The following is a 17,705-nucleotide window of genomic DNA, read 5'->3' as shown; positions in this document are numbered from 1 at the left end:
CCCGATGAATGAAGTCCCCGTTAGTCTTCCAGAAAAACGAAACCTACTCCTTCGGGCATAGATTCCAGGGTGGTATAGGACTCCTTTTGAGGATAGGAGTTGCCTTCTTTGTCCGTAAACACCTCCTCGATTTCATATTTCACAATATTCCATCCCTTCTTGAGATTCACCTGATATGTGGTGGATTTGCGATACGTGTCTTCCTGGTTCATCGCATACGATTCTGAGGTACAAGTGCCAACAGCCGACGCTTCGTTGTCCACATAATACCATCCCAAAGCATAGCCGGGTTTAAATTTATAGGGCTGCAGTCCTTCGGCAAACTCCTGGGAACTCGCAATAAGCAGATATCCATATCGCTTTCGTTCTTCCATATTGACAAGCAGAAAGCCCATGGCGCCGCCAAGCCCGGTGATCAACTCTTCCGACCCTGAGAGATTCAGCTCTGCGCCCTGTCCTCCACAGGCGAAACGCTCCCCAACAGTGGGGATTGAAGCCGTCCATCCGTTCGAGGAATCCGACTCTGAAGCTTCCAACTGTGCCTTGATTTCGCTGAGCGCATCGGCTTTTAGTGGGATTTCAATATTCCCATCGGCGTCGAAGGTGCCCACAACTTCCGGTGGACCCATAGACATGACCCCTACTTGCCCCGAACCGTTAGCCCAGTTTGGGATACTCCCCGTTATGACGTCCTGAGCATTTCCGTAAATGCCCAGGAAACCGGCGATTACCAAAAAAACAAAGTTTCTCATACTTCAGAATGTATTAGTCCAAACAACGAGAGCGCTTAGAGTTCCCGCACCCAGATATTCCGGTAGCTTACCCGGCTGTTGTCGCCGTGGTCCTGGAGGATCAGCGGCCCTTTCCCATGGGGCGGGTTCTTGGGCCATCCTATATACGGCGTGGTCCCCTTGAGTTCCACATGGTCCTGCACCAATACCCCGTTATGGATGACGGTGAGGGTGCCGGATTTGATTTTCGCCCCGGCATCGTTGAATTCGGGCATATGGTAAATGATGTCGTAGGTGTTCCATTCCCCGGTGGGAACCGAAGCCTTCGCCAGGGGGATGTGCTGTTTATACACCGATGCGACCTGTCCGTTCACGTAGGTTGGGTTGTCATTGTTATCCAGCACCTGCACCTCGTAGAGCCCATTCAGGAATATTCCACTGTTGGCCCGGCTTTGGTTTCCGCCTTGCACTTCCGCCGGGGAGCGCCATTCAATATGCAGTTGTACGCTTCCGAAATTTTGGCGGGTTTGGATATCGCCCGTTTTGTCCTTAACGGTCATACTGCCGTCCGGGTTCAGGTGCCAGACCACTTCACTGCTGTCGCGGGTCATGATCCACTCGCTGAAACCGCTCCCGTCGAAAAGGACAATAGCGTCGCTGGGAGCGCCGTCCTGCCCAAAGGGGTCCACGGTTGGGGGTACCGGCTCATATAATTCGGTTTCCTCGGGCTTGGTGGGCTCTTCCCCCTGGTATTCCTCATGGACAATGCCCACGGGCGCCTCCTCCGAGGCAGGCTCCGGATCGGCCGGGGCCTGGGGTTTGCAGGAAACGGCTGCCACCAGTACGCAAAGGGTTATTAGGTACTTATACATGTCTTATAGCGGTTTGAGTTTGATATTCCGATACGCCACCACGTCCCCGTGGTCCTGCAGGCCGATTTTACCGGTGGGGTATTTTCCGAAACCTTCCCACCCGGCAAACTTCGAACCTGCCACCATGGTGTCCCAGGCTTCGTTGCCCAGGGGGAAACGCACAATTTCGGTACCGTTGAGCACTACTTTGCCTTCCTGGGCGGCATAATTGACCGTTATCTCCATGAGGTTCCACTCGCCTACCGGTTTGGTAACATCCGCAGAAGGGGCCACCATATCGTAGAGGGCTCCGGCCTGGTGGGTGGTACCAGCCTTTGCGTCTGGGTGTTTTTCATTGTCGAGCACCTGGATTTCGGGTCCGGTCACGTAGGGCTGTCCATACTGTTCCAGTTCTTCAACCCCCCAGAAGACCCCACTGTTACCGCCTTCGCTAATGCGCCATTCCAGGGAGAGGACAAAGTTGCTGAACCTCCCTTCGGTCACCAGATTATAGTTGGCCCCTTCAGGGCGTTCCGCAGGAGGGGTAAAGACCATGGCGCCGTCCTCGATGGTCCAGGCCCCGGGCATACCGTTCTGGTTATACCCTTTCCAGCCTTCGAAGGAAGACCCGTCAAAAAGGGAAATCCAGTCGGAAACGGCCTCCGCCTCAGGTTCCATTTGTGTCATTTCACTTGCCTTTTCGCCTTCTTTGGGCGCGTCCTTGCAACCCCATTGCAGGGTTATGCATGCTGCCAGCGGCAGCGCTATCCAAAATGTTCTCATATCAGGAGTTTAGTCCGAGTATTTTACGAAGCATGTTTTTATCTATGGCGCCTCCGGCAAAATCGTCGAAGGTTTTCTCGGTGGCCTCAATAATGTGGTCCTGGATAAAAACAGCACCTTCCCTGGCACCTTGTTCCGGGCTCTTGATGCAGCACTCCCATTCGAGGACCGCCCAAACGTCGCACCCGTACTGCGTGAGTTTGGAAAAGATAGTGCCGAAATCGATCTGGCCGTCCCCGGGGGAGCGATAGCGGCCGGCACGGTCGCCCCAGTCGTTATATCCGCCAAAGGCACCCTTCTTCCCTGTGGGGTTGAACTCGGAATCCTTCACGTGGAATGCCTTGATAAACTCGTGGTAATGGTCTATGTATTCGATATAATCCAGCTGCTGGAGGACAAAATGGCTGGGGTCGTAGAGGATATTCACCCTGGGGTGTTTGCCGGTAGCTTCCAGGAAACGTTCGAAGGTATCCCCGTCGTGGAGGTCTTCCCCCGGGTGGATTTCATAGCATACATCCACCCCTTCCTTATCGAAATGGTCCAGGATGGGTTTCCAGCGGCATGCCAGTTCCTCAAAGCCCATTTCCACCAACCCGGGCGGGCGTTGCGGCCAGGGGTGGAAGGTATGCCAGAGCAGGGCACCGGAAAACGTAGCATGGGCATTCAGTCCCAGCCGGCGGCTTGCCGTGGCAGCCTTTTTCATCACATCCACAGCCCACTCGGTGCGGGCTTTGGGGTTGTTCTTGTAGGCATCTGGCGCAAAGTTGTCGAACATCAGGTCGTAGGCAGGGTGTACGGCCACCAACTGCCCTTGCAGGTGGGTGGAAAGTTCGGTGATTTCCAAGCCGTAAGACTGTATTTTTCCCTTTAGTTCGTCGCAGTAGTCCTGGCTTTCTGCGGCCTTGTCCAGGTCTATCAGGAAAGACTCCCAGGTGGGGATCTGTATCCCTTTGTACCCGAGGTCTGCAGCCCACTGGCACATGCCTTCCAGACTGTTGAACGGCGCTTTGCTGTCTACGAATTGGGCCAGGAAAATAGCCGGGCCTTTAATTGTTTTCATTCCCATTTTGGTTTTGGCGTTTGATCTGAAATATACCTGTAGGAATAACAGGTCTGCTAATAGGTTTTCCAGGGTGCCTTCCACCTGCCTTATTGGCCAAAAACCCCTATATTTAGGATCGGCTATTGCTGCAGGCATTTTTTTGCGGCACCGCCTATAAAGATAGGAAAACCCCTGAATAAACACGCCGGTTATGGATACACCTACGGATACCTACGACGCCATTGTGGTGGGATCGGGCATTAGTGGCGGCTGGGCCGCCAAAGAACTCTGCGAAGCCGGCCTGAAAACCCTGGTTCTGGAAAGGGGGCGGATGGTGAAGCACCTGGAAGATTACCCGACAGCCAACCTGGACGACTGGGACCTGCCCAACCGCAACCGCATGAGCCGGGAACAGCAGGAGCAATACCACAAACAGCTCCGGGTGGGGTGGGCTCCGCGCCCGGACGTGGCCCACTTCTTTGTAAACGATTTGGAACACCCCTATCAGGAAACCAAGAGGTTCGACTGGATCCGGGGGTATCAGGTAGGGGGCAGGTCCCTGACCTGGGGAAGGCAAAGCTACCGGTGGAGCGACCTGGACTTTGAAGCCAACCTGAAGGACGGGATTGGAGTGGACTGGCCCGTACGCTATGCAGATATCGCCCCTTGGTACGACAAGGTGGAAACCTATATTGGCGTGAGCGGGGAAGCCATCGGCCTGCCCCACCTGCCAGACGGTAAATTCCAGCCCCCCATGGGGCTTAACTGCCCTGAAAAAGACCTGCAGCAAGCCCTTTCGGAAAAATTCGAAGACGGCCGGCTGCTGACCATTGGCCGGGCCGCGCATATTACCGACCACAGCGCCACCCACGAGGGGCGCAGCCCCTGTCAATTCCGCAACAGGTGCTGGCGCGGCTGCCCCTTCGGAGGGTATTTCAGCAGTAATTCGGCCACCTTGCCGGCGGCAGAACGCACCGGAAACCTCACCCTGCGCCCGGATTCCATAGTGCACGAAATCATTTATGACCCCGCCAGCGGCCTGGCCTCCGGGGTACGGGTCATAGACCGGGTAACCCACGAAAAACACACCTTTCATGCCCGGGTCATTTTCCTCTGTGCCTCCGCCATGGCCTCCGTGGGCATCCTATTGCAATCGAAAAGCGACCGGTTCCCCAATGGCATCGGCAACAACCACGACCGCCTGGGGCGGCATATCATGGATCACCACTACCAGCTGGGGGCAACAGCCCGGGTAGAAGGGCACCTGGACAAGTATTATAAAGGCCGCAGGCCCAATGGGTTTTACATCCCCCGCTTTGTAAACCTGGACGCCTCCGGCGAGAAAAAGGACTACATCCGCGGTTTTGGCTACCAGGGATCGGCCAGCCGGGAAGACTGGACCGCCGCCATTGCCGAAATGGGATATGGGGCAGACCTGAAAGAAGCCCTTCTGCGACCGGGTGGGTGGACCATTGGGGCCACCGGTTTCGGGGAAATGCTCCCGTACTACGACAACCAGGTACGCCTCAGTACAACCGAGGTAGACCAGTGGGGCCTTCCCCAACTCGATTTCGATGTGGAATTCAAAGAGAACGAATACCGGATGCGGGAAGATATCCTCAGGCAGATCGTGCGGATGTTCGAAGCCGCCGGGTTTAAAGACATACAAACCTATGAACGGGAAACCGGCCCGGGGCTGGGGATACACGAAATGGGCGGCGCCTGCATGGGCCGTGACCCTAAAACCTCGGTGGTTAATGCAAACAACCAGGTCCACGACGCCCCAAATGTTTATGTGACCGACGGGGCATTTATGACCTCGGCCAGCTGCGTAAACCCCTCCCTGACCTATATGGCCTTTACCGCCCGGGCCGCAAACCACGCGGCCGCACAATTTAAAGCCGGGGCTTTTCGTTAATCCCAAAGCAGACTATGAAGAACAAATCCGCAAAACGCCTTTGGGGGGACTACCTGGACCACCACCTGGAATACGCCTTTGTGCCTGAGCCCAGGGTGGAACACTTCGGAGATACCCCGGAAATTGCCAATACCTGCCTGGACCTGGTTCTGGCCGGCAAGAAACGTGCAACCTCCCCCTCCCTTCTCGGGCTTCAGTGCCGCAACGAGCCCTTGCCCAGGATCGGCGACTTCACGGTGCTTACCAATTGGGAAGGAGAGGCCAAATGCATCGTCCGGACGGTAGCCGTTCGGCTGAAACCCTTTTTCAGCATCTCTTCGTCTTACGCCAAACTGGAAGGGGAAGGCGACGGCAGCCTGGACTACTGGAAAAAAGCACACTGGGAATACTATACCCGGGAGCTGGAACCTTTTGGGCGCGTCCCGCGGGACAGTATGATTGTAGTTTGCGAGGTCTTCGACAAGGTGTACGAGGCGAAAGACTGAGTTGGAGTTGGGGCTGCATTTGCCTATGAAAGTTTTTTTCAGGGATGCCTCCCCCCGGGGGGCTGCGCCACCCCCCCACCAGCAAGATAAATCCCTTCCCTGCAGGATCCCATCAGGCTGTCGCAAAAACCCGCTCCCATTACGGTATTTACCGTTCGCCAGCTAAATCCCCATGATCATAGGGCTTACCTTATTTAAAATCAGCAGTTCCCGAAACCAAAAAACCCGGCCTCAGGCCGGGTTTTTCTCTTTCTTCCAGGTAGATCAATCCAGGTCTACCCAGGTATTCCCAGCCTTGTGGGAAGCCACGGTAGCCTCGATAAAGTTAAGGCCCCGAACCCCATCCAGCATGGTTGGGAACTCCCCGTCGTTGAATTTCTCCCCCCGGATGGCCCTTGCGGCTCCGCGATAGATATTACCCATGGCGTCGAAAATCCCTTCCGGGTGCCCTGGGGGGAGTTTCGTCCCGTCCAGAGAGAGCTCGGAATTGTAGGCATGCCCGGGCTTATAGACCTGCAGCGGTTCGGTATCGCTCAATACATAAAGGAAGTTGGGGCGTTCCTGTTCCCAACGGAAACCGGCCTTTTCCCCGTAAATGGTAATGGCCAGGCCATTCTCTTCCCCTGTAGCGACCTGGCTGGCCCGGATCACCCCTTTAACATGCTTGTCCATACGGATCAGGACGGTTCCATCCACATCCATAACGTTGTCTTCATAGAGGTAATTAAAGTCGCATAACAGGGATTTCACCTTCAGGCCCGTGGTAAATTCCACCATATTGAAGGCGTGGACCCCGATATCGCCCATACAGGAGCTGATGCCCGCCTTTTTCGGGTCGAGCCTCCATACGGAACTGCGCTTTTCCTTGTCGTGGATGATGGGGTTGATCCAACCCTGGTAATACCGGGCATCTACCTTATGGATTTTACCGAGGAACCCGGCTTTGATCATCTCCCGCATCTGGCGAACCATCGGGTAGCCCGTATAGGTATGCGTCACGGCAAATACCTTCCCGGAAGACTTATGCAGCGCTTGCAGCGTTTTAGCCTCCTCGTAGGTGGTCGTCATCGGTTTCTCGCAGATCACGTGGAACCCATTTTCCAGCAGGGCCTTAGCCATGGGGAAATGGAGGAAGTTGGGGGTTTGGATGGAACACACCTGCATCCGCTCTGCTTCTGGGAGTTTCATCTCCCCTGCGATAAGGGCGTCCAGGTCCGGGTAAATCCGATCTGTGGCAATGCCCAGTTCTCTGGCAAAAGCCAGGCTGTCATCCAGGTTTGGATTAAATACGGCCCCTACGATTTCATAACTGTCATACATGTGGGCGGCCACCCGGTGCAGGACACCGATAAGGGAATCGCCCCCGCCTCCTAATATTCCTAATCTGATTTTTTGCGGCATGGATCTCTATCTGTTTTAATGGTGTTAATCGTGTGTAATACGTTTTTCTTCAAGCTTGTTTCGCATGGCAAAGAGGATGCCGAAGAGGACGATAAGGATCACCGGCAACCACATGATATTGCCCAGGGTAGCCTGGCCGGCCACAAGGTCCGCTGCCTGTTCGCTAACCCCGGATTCCAGGGCATCGGCACGTTCTGTATCCAACATGCGCCCGATCATCGGGAGGGACACCCCGGTTATGAGCATCCCGAAACCTCCTATGATGGACATCCCGAGAGCCCCTGTCTTATGGGTATACTCGCTCACAAAGCCCACCATGGTTGGCCAGAAATACATCACCCCAAGGGAGAAGAGGATGGCCGCAACATATACCATTCCGCCGGTTGCCTGCGACAACAGGAAAAGGGCCAGGGTGGCAATAATGGAGGAAATGAGCAGTACTCCGATAGGGTTGAGCTTGTGGATGATGGGCCCTGCAAAGTAGCGCCCCACAGCCATCAGGCCGGTCACAATAGCGAGGATGATCAGCGGGGGTGCCCCGGCCTCGCCCAGCAGGCGCTCAATAAATTGCCCGGTACCGAGTTCGGTGGTGGCTGTAAGCCCCATACAGATAAGCATAAAGATGAAAAGGGGGCTGAACATCGATTTGATATTCATGCCGAGATCGGATTCGATGTTTTCGGCCTTCGGGAATTTCTGCCCCAGGATCAGGTACCCGTAAATCAGGGTGGGGATTATCATGATGGCAATCTGCAACTGCCAGGACCAACCCAGGTTACCCAGGAACTGCCCCAGCAGGGCCCCGATCACGATCCCCCCTGGGAACCACACGTGAAACCGGTTGAGCATGGTCGTCCGGTCCTTCGTATACATATCCGCAATGAGCGGGTTGCAGGCGGCTTCCACTGCCCCGTTGGCCAGCCCGACAAAGAAAGTGGACACCAGCAGGGGTACAAAGCTCTTGGCTATAATGGTAAGGACCAACCCGAGGAGGTGGCAGATAAAGGCCACCCATAAGATAGGCTTGGGTCCAACTTTCGGGTAGATCAGCCCGCCGATGATCATAGCCACGGGAAACCCGTAAAAGGCCATGGAGTTCATCCAGCCCAATTGGGTGTCGTTAAACCCGAAATCTACATTGAGCTCCTCCATAATCCCTGCCCGTAAGGCAAAGGTCATGGCCGTTACGACCAGAGCTACGCAACTGGCCAGGAAGAGCCTGTTTTTGTTGATGTCTTTCATAGTGGATGTTTGTTTAGTTGAAGGGTTAAGATATAAATTAAGTCTGATAGTTTACTTTCTCGTTGCGGAAGAAACCGATGAACAGCAACAGCACCAGATAGGAGAACCCGGCCGGGTACAACCAAATCTCCTTCCAGGCGTGCCCCCCTTCGGTAACATAGGCATCTACGATAAGCCCGGAGACCTTATAGCCAATCAGCATCCCTACCCCATAGGTAGCAAGCGTGATCAGGCCTTGTGCTGCACTGCGAATCTTTTCCCCCGCCTTAACGTCGGTGTAAATCTGCCCGGAGACAAAGAAGAAATCGTAACAGATTCCGTGGAGGACAATCCCCGTAAAAAGCATCCATATTCCCGACCCGGCATCGCCATAGGCAAAAAGGGTATAGCGCAGGCCCCAGGCCAGCATCCCGGCAACCAGGGTCCACTTCAGGCCAAATCCGTTGAGGAAAATGGGAAGCAGTAACATAAACAAGACCTCGGAAATCTGCCCAAAAGTCATGTTGCCCGCAGCATTTTCCATACCCACCTCATTGAGGAAGGGGTTGGCAAAACTGTAGTAGAAGGCCAGGGGAATACAAATCAGCACGCTCGATAGCAGGAAAACCAGGTAATTCCTCCCCTTTAGCAGGCGCAGGGCATCGAGGCCCACCACTTTGGCCAGAGTAATGCGTTCCCCTTTTGACCCCGGTGGGGTGTTGGGAAGTGTAAAACTGAATACCCCCAGCAGGAGGGAAGAACCCCCGGCCAGGATAAAGGTATAACTCAGCAATTCCCGGGACTCCCATTGGAGTACATACCCGATAAGCATCCCGGCAGCTATCCAGCCGATGGTCCCCCAGAGGCGGACGCGGGCGAACTGGCGGGAAGGGTCCTCCATCTGGTTAAAGGCGACGCTGTTTGCCAGGGCCAGGGTTGGCATATACAGGATCATATAAACCAACAATAATGGGTAAAAGGCTTGGAAATTTTGGGAGGTTCCTATAAAATACAACAGGGCTGCACCGCCCAGGTGAATCAGTCCCAGCAGCCGCTGGGCGGCAAAATACCGGTCTGCAATGAGGCCCACTACAAAAGGTGCAATAATGGCCCCCCAGGCCTGGGTCATATAGGCTGTTCCTATTTCATCCCCCCCGGAGCCGAGGGCAGATCCCATATAGGTGCCCATGGTGACAAACCAGCTGCCCCAGACAAAAAATTCCAGGAACATCATTACCGAAAGCTGTATTCTGGTCTTACCGGTCATCGGGCTTCAGGATCTTTTGTAAAAAATATAATCTGACGCCGGGGGTTCGGCCCCGTTTGCTCTGAGGTCGGCAGCGATTTGGGCCCGGTGGTGGGTAGAGTGGTTGATGACCTGGAAAAGGATGTCCTTAAGGCTGTTGGCATAGGTGCGCCCCTCAATATTCTCATAGGAAATACGCGCCTCCAGCTGGTCTGCATTGGTAATGATTTCGAAGGTGGTGCGCTGGTTTTCGTAATGCAGGTCTTCCCAGCGCTCAAACGCCTGCAGTTCCCAGACACCGAATTGGGCCTCCTGGCCCAGGATGCGGGCATTCCAGATATGGTGGGCATTGAGCATATGCGAAAACAGCGATGCCGTACGCTCCGGGATCACATCCAGCGACCCGCATACCGCTATAAGCTGTTTGTTGCAATAGAAGTTATAATCAAACAACTGTTGGAAAAAAGCCTTCATTTCCCCCAAAACTTAGGTCATCTTTCCGGCCACGCTAAGGAGCAGGTCGCGCGTTGCCAGGATACCCGCTTCCTCGCCCAGGTCGTTTCCTTCATATTCCACGCCGACATAGCCGGTATACCCGGCATCTTTCACGATCTGCATCATCTTCTGATAGTCGATCTGGGTTTCATTACCCGCCGCATCGAAGTCGTGGGCTTTGGCGCTTACCGCCTTGGCATAGGGCATCAGTTCGGTAACGCCCTGATAGATGTCGTACATTTCCGCACACCCGGATCCGTAATCTGCCGGGTCGTTGCGGCGGATACAGAAATTGCCAAAGTCCGGAAGGGTCCCGCAGTTGTCCATCCCAACCCCGGCCATGACCTCGGCCAGCAGCTTCCCATTGGAGGACAGGCCTCCGTGGTTTTCTACCAGGATGTTGATGTTCTTATCCGCGGCATAGGTGGCGAGCTGGGTGAGGCCATCTATGGAGTTCGGAATCCAGGCCTCAGGTTCGGTACTTCCGGCCAGGTTTACCCGGATGGAGTGGCACCCCATCGCAGCAGCAGCGTCTACCCATTTATGGTGGTTCTCAACGGCCGCCTTGCGGGCTTCGGCATCGGAAGTGGCCAGGTCGCCCTGCCCGTCTATCATGATAAGCAGGTTGGTCATCCCGTGTTTTTGTGCTTCGCTGTTGCACTTGTCTACAAATTCCTGCATGGCCTCCGGGCTGTACCCGGCCGGTTCCAGGGTAGAGCGATACAACTGGCTCACGTATTCCAGGCCTTCAAACCCCCATCCCTTAGCCTTTTCTGCAAAGGTGTACGGGTCGGTTCCTTCCTGAAAAATCATCCGGTGTATGGACCATTGGGCCAGTGAAAGCTTAAAAAACGGAGCTATTGCCGCTGCCGGTGCTTCAGCTTCCTGGGTTTTTGTGGATTTGTCTTTGCAGGCCGCGATCCCAAGAATGGAAAAAGCAGCTCCGGCACGAGCGCTCTGGTGAATAAAGGTTCTTCTTTTCACGATCAGGTGTTTATTTTACATTTAAATAATTCGGGCAAGGGTTTTCCCCGCTTTATTCTGTCTTTGGTTAAGCGCTTAGGTATCATTGCATTATCCGCGGGAAACCTTCGGAAACCGTACGAAAACAGTAGGTTTGGAGCCGTTTAAATGTAGAAAATTAATTTAATATTTAATACTTTTAGAAACTAAACAATTCACTAGATGAGTAAGTTCTACTACAATGAAGAACAGGATACCTACGATGCTATTGTCGTAGGGAGTGGCATTAGCGGCGGATGGGCGGCGAAGGAGCTGTGCGAAGGCGGCCTGAAAACCCTCGTGCTGGAACGGGGCCGGATGGTCAAGCATATTGAGGATTACCCCACTGCCAACCTGGATGACTGGGATTTTCCCCACAATGGCGAATTGCCCCGGGAAGAAGCAGCCAAGCAGCACAAGCAGGCACGGACGGGATATACCGTTCGCGCGCAACACAATTTCTGGTTTGTAGACGACCTGGAACACCCCTATAACGAAACCAAGCGCTTCGACTGGATGCGCGGCTACCACGTGGGAGGACGGTCCATCATGTGGGGGCGCCACAGCTACCGCTGGAGCGATATCGATTTTGAAGCCAACAAAATGGACGGTTTCGGCGTAGACTGGCCCGTAAGATACAAGGACATTGCCCCCTGGTACGACAAGGTAGAGTCCTATATAGGGGTAACCGGAGAAACATTGGGCCTCCCTCAACTCCCCGACGGGATTTTCGAGCCCATGATGGAACTCAATTGTCTGGAGCAGCATATCCGGGAACAACTGATGGAAGCCTACCAGGGAGACCGTATCATGACGGCAGGCCGGGTAGCACACATCAACAGCGACAAACCATTTGAAGGACGAACCCGCTGCCAGTACCGCAACCGCTGTATCCGGGGATGCCCTTTTGGCGGATACTTCAGCAGCAACTCCTCTACCCTCCCCGCTGCCGAGCGCACCGGGAACCTGACCCTTCGCCCGGACAGCATCGTCCATGAGGTCACGTACGACCCGGATACCCAGAAAGCTACCGGGGTAAAGGTCATAGACCGGATTACAGGCGAGGCCTATGAATTCAGGGCCAAGGTTATTTTCCTCTGCGCCTCGGCCATCGCATCTACTTCCATCCTGATGCAATCCAAATCGGATCGCTTTCCGGAAGGTATGGGCAATGACTCGGACCAACTGGGGCGCAACATCATGGACCACCACCTCAATGTGGGGGCCTCCGGGAAATTTGACGGGTTCCAGGACATGTATTATAAAGGGCGCAAACCCAATGGCATCTACCTGCCCAGGTTCCGGAACCTCGGCGGCAGCACCAATGTCAGCGAATTTGTAAGGGGCTACGGATATCAGGGCGGTGCCAGCCGCGGTAACTGGGAAGAATCGATTTCGGAGCTCTCCCACGGAAAGGACCTGAAGGAAGCCATCCTGAAACCCGGTGGATGGACCTTTGGCATGGGTGGTTTCGGGGAAATGCTCCCCTACGAGGACAACCGCATGACCCTGGATTACGACAATAAGGACAAATGGGGGCTACCTACAGTCACCTTCGATGCCGAGTACAAGGAAAACGAGCTCAACATGCGGAAGGATATGATGAACCAGGCTGCAGAAATGCTCGAAAAAGCCGGCTTGCGGGATGTTACCCCCTTCGATGGGAACAGTGCCCCGGGCCTCGGCATCCACGAAATGGGGACTGCCCGTATGGGCCGCGACCCCAAAACCTCGGTGTTGAATGGCTATAACCAGATCCACGCCGTGAAGAATGTGTACGTAACCGATGGGGCCTTTATGACGTCCGCCTCGTGCGTTAACCCATCCCTCACCTATATGGCCTTTACCGCAAGGGCGGCCAACCACGCAATAGAAGAACTTAAAAAAGGAAACATATAATGGAGCGTAGAAAAGTATTAAAGCAAATGGGGTGGGCCATGGGCCTTACCGTTGCCACCCCTTCCATACTGAGCCTGTTACAGAGTTGCCAGCAAGAAGGGGCTCCCCAATGGACCCCCGTATTCTTTTCTGAGGAGCAGGGAGGCGCGCTAATGACCCTGGTAGACCTGATTATTCCGCGGACGGATACCCCTTCGGCATCGGACGTTCAGGTGCACAGTTTCCTGGATTTGTACATGAACGAAGTGTCTTCAAAAGAAGAACAGGCCCTTATGAGCATGGCCTTTACGTCCTTCTTGAACAAGGCACTGACCGATTCCGGCAAAGAAGCCGTGGCAGACCTCGGGCCTGAAGACCTGGAGCCCGTCCTGGCCGCTGCCCTGGCCAAGAAATCCCCGGAGGAGGAAGAGGCGGCCAACCAGGCTATGGCTGCTTATTTCCAGGCCGCAGAGGCCGGGGAGGCTGCAATCCTCGACGAAGGCGTTGCCCGGAGCATGTTTGCCAACAACCTGAGGGGTGCCGTAATCTGGGCGTATAAAACCTCCGAGACCATAGGGGAAGAAGTACTGGCCTACCTTCCGGTACCGGGACAGTATGTTCCTTGTGCCAGCGTTGAAGAACTAACAGGCGGAAAAGCCTGGTCCATCTAAATCCCCAATGGCTTGAAACGCAGGACCTTTGTCAGGAATTCAGGGCTGGCGGCTGCCTTTGCCGCCTCGGGCACCTGGTCCTTTGGCCATGCAGCAGTACAGCAACCCCCTTTCGGGATGAAGTTCGCCCCTCACTTGGGGATGTTCCGGCACCTGGCAGGGGATGACCCTTTGGACCAGCTCCGCTTTATGGCGGACCAGGGCTTCCAGGCCTTCGAAGACAACGGGATGGGCGGGAGACCCGTGGAATTACAAGAAGCCATGGCCGCTGTCATGCAAGAGCGCGGTCTGGAAATGGGTGTTTTTGTTGCCCACACCATCTCCTGGAACGAGCCTGGCCTCGCTTCCGGCGACCCGTCAGTACTTGAAAGCTTCCTCGATGAGATCCGGGCCTCTGTAGCCGTGGCCCAACGCGTTGGTTCCAAATGGATGACAGTGGTACCGGGCCACCAGGACCTGAGACAGTCAATAGGCCGGCAGACAGCACATGTTACCGAAGCCCTGAAACAGGCCGCCGCTATCCTGGAACCCCATGGCCTGGTAATGGTCCTGGAACCCCTGAATTTCAGGGACCACCCCGGGCTCTTCCTGACGCGTTCCGACCAGGCTTACGCCCTTTGCAAAGCGGTGGACTCCCCATCCTGCAAAATCCTTTTCGACATTTACCACCAGCAGATCCAGGAGGGTAACCTAATCCCGAATATTGAGGCCTTCTGGGATGAAATTGCCTATTTCCAGATCGGGGACAACCCGGGCCGGAAAGAACCCACCACCGGGGAGATCAACTATAAGAACGTGTTCCGTATGATCAAGGCCAAAGGGTTCGGAGGAATCCTGGGGATGGAGCACGGGAATTCCAAGCCCGACAAAGCGGGGGAACAAGCCGTCATTGCGGCCTACCGCGCGGTTGACCCTTAGCATTTCATCGAAAAGCCGGCAAATCAGTAGGTTATTGGGCGGATAAAACATACATTTCATCGTTGTTTTATGCCCCAAATCTTAAAACCTCATGGAATCCTACTTATTTGTTTTGCTGCTATACGCAGCGGCCAACCTCGCCGTCTACCTCTTATACCGCCGGTATCGCTCTCGTCTGTTACCCCCATTTCCCCAGGAGGAATAGCGCACCACATGACGCTGTGAAGGAATTTTCTTCCTGATTCGGTAATCCAAAAGCCCGGTGCCACACGTATATAAGAAAAGTGGCTTCGAGCAATGGAAAACCATTTTATTATTTTGGCTTGTTACCTCGTCCTTTTTGTGGTGATGCGCACCCTTGCGCAGCCTTTTCTGAAAGACTGAGGCCCTTATCCTAACAAACTGCTTCCGGCACCCTCTGCTCAGCCGGAAAGTTTGTTTTTGCCGTTTTTACAACTCCCATCCCAAAAAAATTTACCCCGGCACGCCTGAGGCAAGTACCGGGGTAACACTATTGAAAATAAACACTATCCTCTCAACGAGGGTAAAGGCCGGGTTACGGCCAAACTTAAGAGCCGCACATCAGGCAGTCATCATCCGGCTTGCCGGACGCCGCCTTGGCCTGGGCAATGAGTTGCTTCATCTCCTCCGGGGACATGGGTTCTACGTTCACATCCTGCTGTACAGGGGTCGTCTCCACCTTCAGGTTCTGGGCAGAGCTGGCAGCAGTCACAGCAGCTACTTCGGCACTCTGGGCGACTTCTGCTTCCGGCTGCTCCTTTTTCTTGGAATTGTCCAGGGTAAACTTAATGGCATCTACCGCAGATTTCGTCCTCAGGTAATACATTCCTGTCTTCAGGCCACTTTTCCAGGCATAGAAATGCATGGAAGTCAACTTGGCGTAATTGGCATTCTCCATAAACAGGTTCAGGGACTGGCTCTGGTCTATGAAATACCCCCGGTGGCGGCTCATATCGATGATGTCTTTCATGCTGAGCTCCCATACGGTCCGATACAGTTCCTTAATATCTTCGGGAATGGCATCTATATTCTGGATAGAGCCGTTTGCCCGCATCAGCTCCTGCTTCATCTCCTCGTTCCAAAGCCCGAGGCGCACCAGGTCTTCCAGCAGATGCTTGTTCACGACGATAAACTCACCGGACAGGACCCGGCGGGTATAGATGTTGGAGGTATAGGGCTCGAAGCACTCATTGTTCCCAAGGATCTGGGAGGTAGAGGCCGTGGGCATCGGGGCTACCAACAAACTGTTGCGTACCCCGTGTTTCTTAATGCTCTTCCTGAGTTTATCCCAGTCCCAGCGTCCGGAGAGTTCTTCATCCTTAATGCCCCAAAGGTTGTGCTGGAACAGCCCTTCTGAAATAGGGCTTCCTTTGAAAGATGAGTAGGCGCCCTCTTCTTTGGCCAGCTCCATGGATGCGGTGGCCGCGGCAAAATAAAGGGTTTCGAAAATCTCCTGGTTCAGTTGCTTGGCCTCGTCCGAGGTAAAGGGAAGCCTGAGCATGATAAAAGTGTCGGCCAGGCCTTGTACCCCAAGACCTACCGGACGGTGCCGCATATTGGAGTTTTCCGCCTCTTTTACCGGGTAGAAGTTCCGGTCTATCACCCGGTTGAGGTTCCGGGTCACGCGTTTGGTTACCTTAAAGAGCTCCTTGTGGTCGAAGGTACCGTTTTTCACAAACATGGGCAGCGCGATGGAAGCGAGGTTGCAAACGGCAATCTCATCCTTGGAGGTGTATTCCAGGATTTCGGTACAGAGGTTGGAGGAGCGGATGGTCCCCAGGTTCTTCTGGTTGCTCTTCCGGTTCGCTGCATCCTTGTAGAGCATATAGGGCGTCCCGGTTTCGATCTGAGATTCAAGGATTTTCTCCCAGAGTTCGCGGGCCTTGATGGTCTTCCGTCCTTTCCCCTCCTCTTCGTATTTCAGGTAGAGGGATTCGAAGGCCTCGCTGTGGTTGTCATAGAGCCCCGGGCACTCGTTGGGGCACATCAGGGTCCACATCTCATCGGCCTCCACCCGTTTCATAAACAGGTCCGGAATCCACATGGCGTAGAACAGGTCGCGCGCCCGCATTTCTTCCTTCCCGTGGTTCTTTTTCAAGTCCAGGAATTCGAAGATGTCGGCATGCCAGGGTTCCAGGTAAATCGCGAAACTTCCTTTCCGCTTCCCTCCGCCCTGGTCTACATATCGGGCCGTATCATTGAAAACCCGCAGCATGGGCACCAGTCCGTTGGAAGTACCATTAGTGCCCGCTATATAGGATCCCGTAGCCCTTACATTGTGGACAGACAGCCCAATACCCCCTGCGGATTGGGAGATTTTGGCCGTTTGCTTCAAGGTATCGTATATGCCGTCTATACTGTCCTCTTGCATAGTCAGCAGGAAGCAGGAAGACATCTGGGGCTTCGGGGTACCGGAATTAAACAGGGTAGGGGTGGCGTGGGTGAAGTATTTTTTAGACATGAGTTCGTAGGTCTCCCGGACCGATGCCAAATCGTCCAGGTGGATCCCTACGGCTACCCGCATCAGCATGTGCTGGGGGCGCTCGGCGATATTCCCGTTAATCTTCAGCAGGTATGAGCGCTCGAGGGTTTTGAACCCGAAGTAGTCGTAGCCAAAGTCGCGGTTGTAGATGATCATGGAATCCAGCTCGTCGGCATTGGCTTCCACTACCTTCCAAACCTCATCGGAAAGGAGGGGTGCCTTTTTCCCGGTACGCGGGTTCACATACTCGTAGAGGTCCTTCATGGTCTCAGAGAAGGACTTCTTGGTATTCTTGTGCAGGTTGGAAACCGAAATCCGCGCGGCGAGTTTGGCGTAATCCGGGTGGCTGGTGGTAAGGGTAGCCGCAATTTCGGCCGCCAGGTTGTCCAATTCGGAAGTGGTAACGCCATCGTACAGGCCCTCAATGACGCGCATGGCCACCTTTACCGGATCGACCAGGTCGTTTAACCCGTAACACAATTTACGGACACGGGCGGTGATCTTGTCGAACATTACCGGTTCCTTTCTCCCATCTCTTTTTAGTACGAACATGTTTTAGC

15 protein-coding genes are annotated in these 17,705 nt (G+C 54.4%); 5 read left to right on the top strand and 10 right to left on the bottom strand.

The window, feature by feature from the left end; translation table 11 throughout:
• Window positions 1-20 precede the first annotated feature (20 nt).
• Genes CA832_RS03450 through CA832_RS03435 form a run of 4 tightly spaced genes read right to left on the bottom strand, consistent with a single transcriptional unit; the run spans window position 21 to window position 3,425 of the window.
• A complete protein-coding gene (locus tag CA832_RS03450; RefSeq protein WP_088340153.1) occupies window positions 21-752 on the bottom strand; it encodes a hypothetical protein in 732 nt (243 codons plus the stop codon).
• A gap of 35 nt (window positions 753-787) precedes the next feature.
• A complete protein-coding gene (locus tag CA832_RS03445; protein ID WP_088340152.1) occupies window positions 788-1,603 on the bottom strand; it encodes a 3-keto-disaccharide hydrolase in 816 nt (271 codons plus the stop codon).
• Between the two features lie 3 nt (window positions 1,604-1,606).
• The gene (locus CA832_RS03440) at window positions 1,607-2,365 is read right to left on the bottom strand and encodes a 3-keto-disaccharide hydrolase (RefSeq protein ID WP_088340151.1); all 759 of its coding nucleotides are present in this window, start codon (window positions 2,363-2,365) and stop codon (window positions 1,607-1,609) included.
• Window position 2,366: 1 nt separating this feature from the next.
• A complete protein-coding gene (locus CA832_RS03435) occupies window positions 2,367-3,425 on the bottom strand; it encodes a sugar phosphate isomerase/epimerase family protein (protein WP_088340742.1) in 1,059 nt (352 codons plus the stop codon).
• Between the two features lie 193 nt (window positions 3,426-3,618).
• On the opposite strand from CA832_RS03435, the gene CA832_RS03430 reads away from it, so the two are divergent.
• Together CA832_RS03430 and CA832_RS03425 are read left to right on the top strand one after the other, a co-directional pair.
• Window positions 3,619-5,325 carry a GMC oxidoreductase gene (locus CA832_RS03430; RefSeq protein ID WP_198944435.1) on the top strand — a complete coding sequence of 569 codons (1,707 nt, stop codon included), beginning with the start codon at window positions 3,619-3,621 and terminating at the stop codon, window positions 5,323-5,325.
• A gap of 14 nt (window positions 5,326-5,339) precedes the next feature.
• Window positions 5,340-5,810, top strand: a complete 471-nt coding sequence (locus CA832_RS03425) for an ASCH domain-containing protein (protein WP_088340149.1) — start codon at window positions 5,340-5,342, stop codon at window positions 5,808-5,810.
• A gap of 264 nt (window positions 5,811-6,074) precedes the next feature.
• On the opposite strand, the gene CA832_RS03420 is transcribed toward CA832_RS03425, so the two are convergent.
• Genes CA832_RS03420 through CA832_RS03400 form a run of 5 tightly spaced genes read right to left on the bottom strand, consistent with a single transcriptional unit; the run spans window position 6,075 to window position 11,157 of the window.
• Window positions 6,075-7,211: a Gfo/Idh/MocA family protein gene (locus CA832_RS03420; protein WP_088340148.1), complete on the bottom strand. Its 1,137-nt coding sequence runs from the start codon at window positions 7,209-7,211 to the stop codon at window positions 6,075-6,077.
• 24 nt (window positions 7,212-7,235) lie between these two features.
• A complete protein-coding gene (locus tag CA832_RS03415) occupies window positions 7,236-8,453 on the bottom strand; it encodes an MFS transporter (protein ID WP_088340147.1) in 1,218 nt (405 codons plus the stop codon).
• A 37-nt stretch (window positions 8,454-8,490) separates the two neighbouring features.
• Window positions 8,491-9,699 carry a nucleoside permease gene (locus CA832_RS03410; protein WP_088340146.1) on the bottom strand — a complete coding sequence of 403 codons (1,209 nt, stop codon included), beginning with the start codon at window positions 9,697-9,699 and terminating at the stop codon, window positions 8,491-8,493.
• Window positions 9,700-9,705: 6 nt separating this feature from the next.
• Window positions 9,706-10,152 (bottom strand): DinB family protein, encoded by a 447-nt coding sequence (locus CA832_RS03405; protein WP_088340145.1) that lies wholly within the window; start codon window positions 10,150-10,152, stop codon window positions 9,706-9,708.
• A gap of 12 nt (window positions 10,153-10,164) precedes the next feature.
• On the bottom strand, window positions 10,165-11,157 hold the full coding sequence (locus CA832_RS03400) for a sugar phosphate isomerase/epimerase family protein (protein WP_088340144.1): 993 nt from the start codon (window positions 11,155-11,157) through the stop codon (window positions 10,165-10,167).
• A gap of 201 nt (window positions 11,158-11,358) precedes the next feature.
• Between CA832_RS03400 and CA832_RS03395 the strand changes: the two genes are divergently transcribed.
• Genes CA832_RS03395 through CA832_RS03385 form a run of 3 tightly spaced genes read left to right on the top strand, consistent with a single transcriptional unit; the run spans window position 11,359 to window position 14,642 of the window.
• Entirely contained in the window at window positions 11,359-13,074 is a 1,716-nt protein-coding gene (locus tag CA832_RS03395) for a GMC oxidoreductase (RefSeq protein WP_088340143.1), read from the top strand.
• Window positions 13,074-13,724 carry a gluconate 2-dehydrogenase subunit 3 family protein gene (locus CA832_RS03390; RefSeq protein ID WP_198944434.1) on the top strand — a complete coding sequence of 217 codons (651 nt, stop codon included), beginning with the start codon at window positions 13,074-13,076 and terminating at the stop codon, window positions 13,722-13,724. The genes CA832_RS03395 and CA832_RS03390 overlap by 1 nt, the downstream gene beginning before the upstream one ends.
• Before the next feature lie 12 nt (window positions 13,725-13,736).
• Window positions 13,737-14,642: a hydroxypyruvate isomerase family protein gene (locus CA832_RS03385; protein WP_088340141.1), complete on the top strand. Its 906-nt coding sequence runs from the start codon at window positions 13,737-13,739 to the stop codon at window positions 14,640-14,642.
• Between the two features lie 568 nt (window positions 14,643-15,210).
• Here CA832_RS03385 and CA832_RS03380 read toward each other — a convergent pair.
• Window positions 15,211-17,697, bottom strand: a complete 2,487-nt coding sequence (locus tag CA832_RS03380) for a ribonucleoside-diphosphate reductase subunit alpha (protein ID WP_088340140.1) — start codon at window positions 17,695-17,697, stop codon at window positions 15,211-15,213.
• Window positions 17,698-17,705: the final 8 nt, after the last annotated feature.

This window comes from Robiginitalea sediminis (genome assembly GCF_002198115.1).
GTDB classification, from domain to species: Bacteria; Bacteroidota; Bacteroidia; order Flavobacteriales; family Flavobacteriaceae; genus Robiginitalea; species Robiginitalea sediminis.
Note: the sequence above shows the minus strand (reverse complement) of the source record. Positions and strands in the feature narration are given on the sequence as shown.

What these genes read in the sequence shown, in the direction of transcription:
- CA832_RS03450 (WP_088340153.1), bottom strand. Translation starts at nt 752, where the DNA reads ATGAGAAACTTTGTTTTTTTGGTAATCGCCGGTTTCCTGGGCATTTAC.
- CA832_RS03445 (WP_088340152.1), bottom strand. Translation starts at nt 1,603, where the DNA reads ATGTATAAGTACCTAATAACCCTTTGCGTACTGGTGGCAGCCGTTTCC.
- CA832_RS03440 (WP_088340151.1), bottom strand. Translation starts at nt 2,365, where the DNA reads ATGAGAACATTTTGGATAGCGCTGCCGCTGGCAGCATGCATAACCCTG.
- CA832_RS03435 (WP_088340742.1), bottom strand. Translation starts at nt 3,425, where the DNA reads ATGAAAACAATTAAAGGCCCGGCTATTTTCCTGGCCCAATTCGTAGAC.
- CA832_RS03430 (WP_198944435.1), top strand. Translation starts at nt 3,619, where the DNA reads ATGGATACACCTACGGATACCTACGACGCCATTGTGGTGGGATCGGGC.
- CA832_RS03425 (WP_088340149.1), top strand. Translation starts at nt 5,340, where the DNA reads ATGAAGAACAAATCCGCAAAACGCCTTTGGGGGGACTACCTGGACCAC.
- CA832_RS03420 (WP_088340148.1), bottom strand. Translation starts at nt 7,211, where the DNA reads ATGCCGCAAAAAATCAGATTAGGAATATTAGGAGGCGGGGGCGATTCC.
- CA832_RS03415 (WP_088340147.1), bottom strand. Translation starts at nt 8,453, where the DNA reads ATGAAAGACATCAACAAAAACAGGCTCTTCCTGGCCAGTTGCGTAGCT.
- CA832_RS03410 (WP_088340146.1), bottom strand. Translation starts at nt 9,699, where the DNA reads ATGACCGGTAAGACCAGAATACAGCTTTCGGTAATGATGTTCCTGGAA.
- CA832_RS03405 (WP_088340145.1), bottom strand. Translation starts at nt 10,152, where the DNA reads ATGAAGGCTTTTTTCCAACAGTTGTTTGATTATAACTTCTATTGCAAC.
- CA832_RS03395 (WP_088340143.1), top strand. Translation starts at nt 11,359, where the DNA reads ATGAGTAAGTTCTACTACAATGAAGAACAGGATACCTACGATGCTATT.
- CA832_RS03390 (WP_198944434.1), top strand. Translation starts at nt 13,074, where the DNA reads ATGGAGCGTAGAAAAGTATTAAAGCAAATGGGGTGGGCCATGGGCCTT.
- CA832_RS03380 (WP_088340140.1), bottom strand. Translation starts at nt 17,697, where the DNA reads ATGTTCGTACTAAAAAGAGATGGGAGAAAGGAACCGGTAATGTTCGAC.